The sequence below is a fragment of the Actinophytocola sp. genome, from assembly GCF_035712165.1.
Taxonomy (GTDB): domain Bacteria; phylum Actinomycetota; class Actinomycetes; order Mycobacteriales; family Pseudonocardiaceae; genus DASYTH01.
In genome coordinates this window covers 1-4,465 of the sequence record NZ_DASTBH010000412.1, presented here as the reverse complement: position 1 = coordinate 4,465, position 4,465 = coordinate 1, and the positions used below count along the sequence as shown (strand labels likewise).

Sequence of the window (4,465 nt, the reverse complement as noted above, 5' to 3'; positions counted from 1 at the left end):
GGGTCTGACGTCCTCGGCGAAGTGGTACAGCGGCCACCCGTTCAGCGTGAGCTGGTTGCCGCCGTCGGTGCGCCGCACCGTGCCGACCAGGGTCTTGCTCACCCCGGTCAACCCGACCGCTCCGGCATCGGAGACGATCATCGGCAGCCAGAGCCGCGCGCAGGCGTCCACACAGGTGGCCGCCGACGGGTCGGCGCGGTCCCGGTCGGACCGGTACAGCGTGTGCCCGTCCTGGTCGGTGACCACCGGCCCCAGCTGACCCCGCTCGGCCACGGCCAACCGCGTCCCGAGGTCGCTCACCGGCGTGCCGTCGTGCTGGGCACACGCCGCGAGGGCCATCAGGCCGGTCGTCGCCGCGGCGACGACCGGGCCTCGGGTGCGGGTCACCGGTTCGGCCTCCTGCCCGGGGTTGGTCTGGTGCGTCACCCCTCCACACGAGCCGTCGCGCGGACCGGTTCAATCGGGTTCAAGAAACTTTCACCCCGAGACGCAGTTCGCGTTGTCCAGGGTGGCCGGGTCGGGCGCCACCTTGGGCCAGCCGGGAAGCTGTTCCTTCGCGGCCACCCGGGGTGAGCAGCCGATCCGGGTACCGTCCCAGCGCCAGACCGTCGCCGTGAACATCCCCTCGCCGGGCCCACTGAACGTCTGTTGCTCGACCGCGACCACCTCGAGCTTGCGGTCCCCGCCGAGGTCCCGGACGTCGATGGCGAAGTTGCCGTACGGCGTGGGGAAGGCGGCACCCGTGTAACGCCAGCCGGAACCGTCCTTGACGAGGCCGTAGCTGGTGTCCGAGTCGCCCAGGTACCAGGTGTGCAGCAGGCACACCGAGCGCCCCGCGACGGTGCTGCACCGCAGCGACCCGTTGTCGACGAAGGCGTCGTGCTTGGGCTTGTTCTTCAGGAGCGGGCCCCCGTTCACCCGGATCTCCGGCGCTTCCAGCTGGGGTGCGTAGAGCGTGCTCGGCGCCGCCAGCAGCTCGATGACGTCGGGGCCGAGCCGGACGGTCTGCACCACCTTGCAGGGCGCACGACCGCAGATGACCGGCGTCGTCGGGGGCGCCGTCTGGGGCTGCGTCGACGTTGCCGGCGCCGAGGTCGTGGTCGACGTGGTCGTCGGCGCGCTGCTGCTGCTCGGCGGCGGGGTGGCCGACGAGGTCGCGGGGGGCGCGACGGTGGCGTCCGGACTTCCGAGGGACAGGCCGATCCCGGCCGCGGCCAGCACGACGAACCCGGCCGCGGCAAGGGCCGGCCAGTATCGGCGGGTGGGCCGGGCCGGCGCCGGGACCGGAACCCGCAGCGAGTCCTCGGTCACCAGCGCCGCCCGGGCCCGCAACGACTCGCCGATCCGCTGCTCGATGTCGTTCATCAGTTCTCCTCCTCAAGAAAGCGGCGCAGCGCGGTCAGCGCGCGAGCGGCGGTGGACTTGACGGTTCCGGTTCGGATCCCGAGCGTGGCGGCGATCTCGGTCAGGGACAGCTCGGCGTAGTAGCGCAGCACCACCACCTCGCGCTGGCGGCCGGGCAGGCGGTCGATCGCGGCGAGCATCTGCCGGTGTTCCTCGGCCAGGGCCAGCCGCTCGTCCGGAGCCGGTCCGGGAACGTCGCCGGGCGTGTGCCGGTTTCTGGCCCGCACCCGGTGGCGCAGGTGCGAGCGGCATCTGTTCACCACCGCCACCCGCAGGTACGCATCCCGATCCGGGTGAAACCGGCGGGACCACAGCGACGCGAACACGTCCTGCACCGCGTCCTCGGCGGCCTGCTTATCACCGAGCAGCAGTACGGCGAGCCGCACCAGACCCAGTCGCTGCTCGCGGTACAGGTCACCGATCGACCCGCCCGGTTCGGCCCGCACCCCCGGCAAAGTCATCTTCTCCATAGCGCCTCCCAGTGGTCGTGCATTCATGCACAGGTCGCCTGGTGGGCCGGCGCGGTTGTCCGGCCGAGATCACCGATCGGTAACTCCCGCTGTTGATCGAGCCCCTACGCTGTGCCGCATGGCGAAATGGGCGGTGACCGACATCCCGGACCAGACCGGCCGAACGGTCGTGGTGACCGGAGCCAACAGCGGGATCGGTGCGGTGGCGGCCGGTGCGCTGGCCCGGGCCGGTGCGCGGGTGATCATCGCGTGCCGCAACACCGAGAAGGGCGCGGCGGCCGCGGCGGCCATGCCGGGCAAGGTCGAGGTGCGCACGCTCGATCTCGCCGACCTGTCCTCGGTGCGGTCCTTCGCCGGCACCATCACCGAGCCGCTGGACATCCTGATCAACAACGCCGGGGTGATGGCGGTGCCGCTGCGCCGCACCGCCGACGGCTTCGAGATGCAGTTCGGCACCAACCACCTCGGTCACTTCGCGTTGACCGGGCTGCTGCTCGACCGGCTGCGGGATCGCGTGGTGACGGTCGCCAGCAGCGCGCACCGGGCCGGCCGGATCCGGCTGGACGACCCGAACTGGGAACGCGGCAAGTACCAGCGGTGGGGCGCCTACGGCCAGTCGAAGCTGGCCAACCTGCTTTTCACCTACGAGTTGGCGCGCCGGCTGACCGCCGCGGGCTCACCGGTGCGGGCGATCGCCGCACACCCCGGTTATGCCGCCACCAACCTGCAGTCGCACACCGAGAGCTTCCAGGACCGGATCATGGCTCTGGGCAACCTGCTCGCCCAGAACGCCACCCAGGGTGCGCTGCCCACGCTCTACGCGGCCGTCGAGGACCTGCCGACCGGCAGCTATGTGGGCCCGGACCGGTTGTTCGAGATGCGCGGCCACCCGAAGATCGTCAGCTCCAGCGCCGCGTCCCGGGATGAGGAGACCGCCCGCCGGCTCTGGGACCTGTCCGAGCGGCTGACCGGCCTCACCTACGAGTTCGCGGCCTGACGCAGGTCCTCGACCGTCACCGCCAGCCGCGGCCAGGACCCGACCAGGCCGGTGGCCGGGGCCCCCAGCGCGCGGACCTCCCGGTTGGGCCGGAACCGCACGGTCGTCCCGGTCGTGCCGTCGCCGTCGACCGGGATCAGGCCGGTGACCGGCACCCCGTGCTCGTAGCGCTGGGTCCAGCAGCCGTCGTGCCGCCGGTTGGTGTGCTCCAGCCACTCGCTCAGCGCCGCCACCACCGAGATGCCCCGGCGTGGATGGCCGTCCGGCAGCGCCGGCGGGTCGGGATGCTCGAAGAACCGCAGGTCGCGGGTCGCCATGATGGGCTTGCGGACCGGCCGGCCCTGGGCGTCCATCCGGGTGTCGGTGCCGCGTCCGTTGTCGGCGACGCTCACCGAACCGTCGGGGTGCAGGGTGAGCGTGCACCGGCCACCCGCGCCGTCCGCTGCTTCGTCGGCCGGGTAGGCGAGCACCTCCAGGATCAGGTGTGCGACCCCGCCGGGCGCGAACTCCGCCGGACACCGCCGAATCCGGGTGAGGTGGTCACCATCCACCTGCACGGCCCAGTCGTGGGTGGTGTTCCGCCATTCCTGCACGGGGTGCTCAGCCGGCCGCGGCGGCCGTCGCCTCGCCGAGCACGGTGCGCAGGAACTCGCCGGTGTAGCTCTCGGTCAGGTCGGCGACCTGTTCGGGAGTGCCCTCCGCGATCACCAGGCCGCCGCCGGAACCACCCTCCGGACCCATGTCGATGACCCAGTCCGAGGTCTTGATCACGTCCAGGTTGTGCTCGATCACGATGACGGAGTTTCCCTTGTCCACCAAGCCGTTGATCACCCCGAGCAGCTTGCGGATGTCCTCGAAGTGCAGGCCCGTGGTCGGCTCGTCGAGGATGTAGATGGTGTGGCCCGTCGAGCGCTTGGCCAGCTCGGAGGCCAGCTTCACCCGCTGGGCCTCGCCGCCCGACAGCGTGGTGGCCGGCTGGCCCAGCCGGACGTAGCCCAGGCCGACGTCGACCAGCGTCTGCATGTGGCGGGCGATGGCCGGCTGGTTGGCGAAGTACTCCAGCGCCTCCTCGCACGACAGGTCGAGCACCTCGGCGATGTTCTTGCCCTTGAACTCGATGTCGAGCGTGTCGCGGTTGTAGCGGGCGCCCTTGCACACCTCGCACGGCACGTACACGTCGGGCAGGAAGTGCATCTCGATCTTGATCGTGCCGTCACCGGAGCACGCCTCGCAGCGTCCGCCCTTGACGTTGAACGAGAACCGACCCTGGAGGTAGCCGCGCATCTTCGCCTCCGGCGTGGAGGCAAACAGCTTGCGGACGTGGTCGAAGACGCCGGTGTAGGTGGCCGGGTTGGACCGCGGGGTGCGGCCGATCGGCGACTGGTCGACGTGGATGACCTTGTCGACGTTGTCGAGTCCCTCGATGCGGCGGTGCCGGCCCGGCACGGTGCGGGCGTTGTAGATCTGCTTGGCCAGCGAGGTGTAGAGGATGTCGTTGACCAGCGTCGACTTGCCTGAGCCGGAGACCCCTGTCACGGCGACGAAGCAGCCGAGCGGGAACGAGACGTCGATGTCCTTGAGGTTGTTCTCGCGG

5 protein-coding genes and 1 pseudogene are annotated in these 4,465 nt (G+C 71.0%); 1 reads left to right on the top strand and 5 read right to left on the bottom strand.

Annotated elements, in window-relative coordinates; genetic code table 11:
* From VFO68_RS22890 to VFO68_RS22880, 3 genes and pseudogenes are all read right to left on the bottom strand, one after another.
* Positions 1–426 (bottom strand): annotated as a pseudogene (locus VFO68_RS22890) (hypothetical protein); the annotation flags it as partial.
* A 51-nt stretch (positions 427–477) separates the two neighbouring features.
* On the bottom strand, positions 478–1,365 hold the full coding sequence (locus VFO68_RS22885; RefSeq protein ID WP_325160413.1) for a hypothetical protein: 888 nt from the start codon (positions 1,363–1,365) through the stop codon (positions 478–480).
* Positions 1,365–1,874 (bottom strand): RNA polymerase sigma factor, encoded by a 510-nt coding sequence (locus VFO68_RS22880; RefSeq protein ID WP_325160412.1) that lies wholly within the window; start codon positions 1,872–1,874, stop codon positions 1,365–1,367. Before VFO68_RS22880 ends, VFO68_RS22885 begins: the two co-directional genes overlap by 1 nt.
* A 118-nt stretch (positions 1,875–1,992) precedes the next feature.
* On the opposite strand from VFO68_RS22880, the gene VFO68_RS22875 reads away from it, so the two are divergent.
* Complete coding sequence (locus VFO68_RS22875) at positions 1,993–2,871, top strand: oxidoreductase (protein WP_325160411.1); 879 nt, start codon at positions 1,993–1,995, stop codon at positions 2,869–2,871.
* Here VFO68_RS22875 and VFO68_RS22870 read toward each other — a convergent pair.
* Together VFO68_RS22870 and VFO68_RS22865 are read right to left on the bottom strand one after the other, a co-directional pair.
* Positions 2,853–3,464, bottom strand: a complete 612-nt coding sequence (locus tag VFO68_RS22870; RefSeq protein ID WP_325160410.1) for an ATP-binding protein — start codon at positions 3,462–3,464, stop codon at positions 2,853–2,855. The genes VFO68_RS22875 and VFO68_RS22870 overlap by 19 nt on opposite strands.
* A 7-nt stretch (positions 3,465–3,471) precedes the next feature.
* On the bottom strand, positions 3,472–4,465 hold a 994-nt coding region (locus tag VFO68_RS22865), incomplete at its 5' end, for an ATP-binding cassette domain-containing protein (RefSeq protein WP_325160409.1).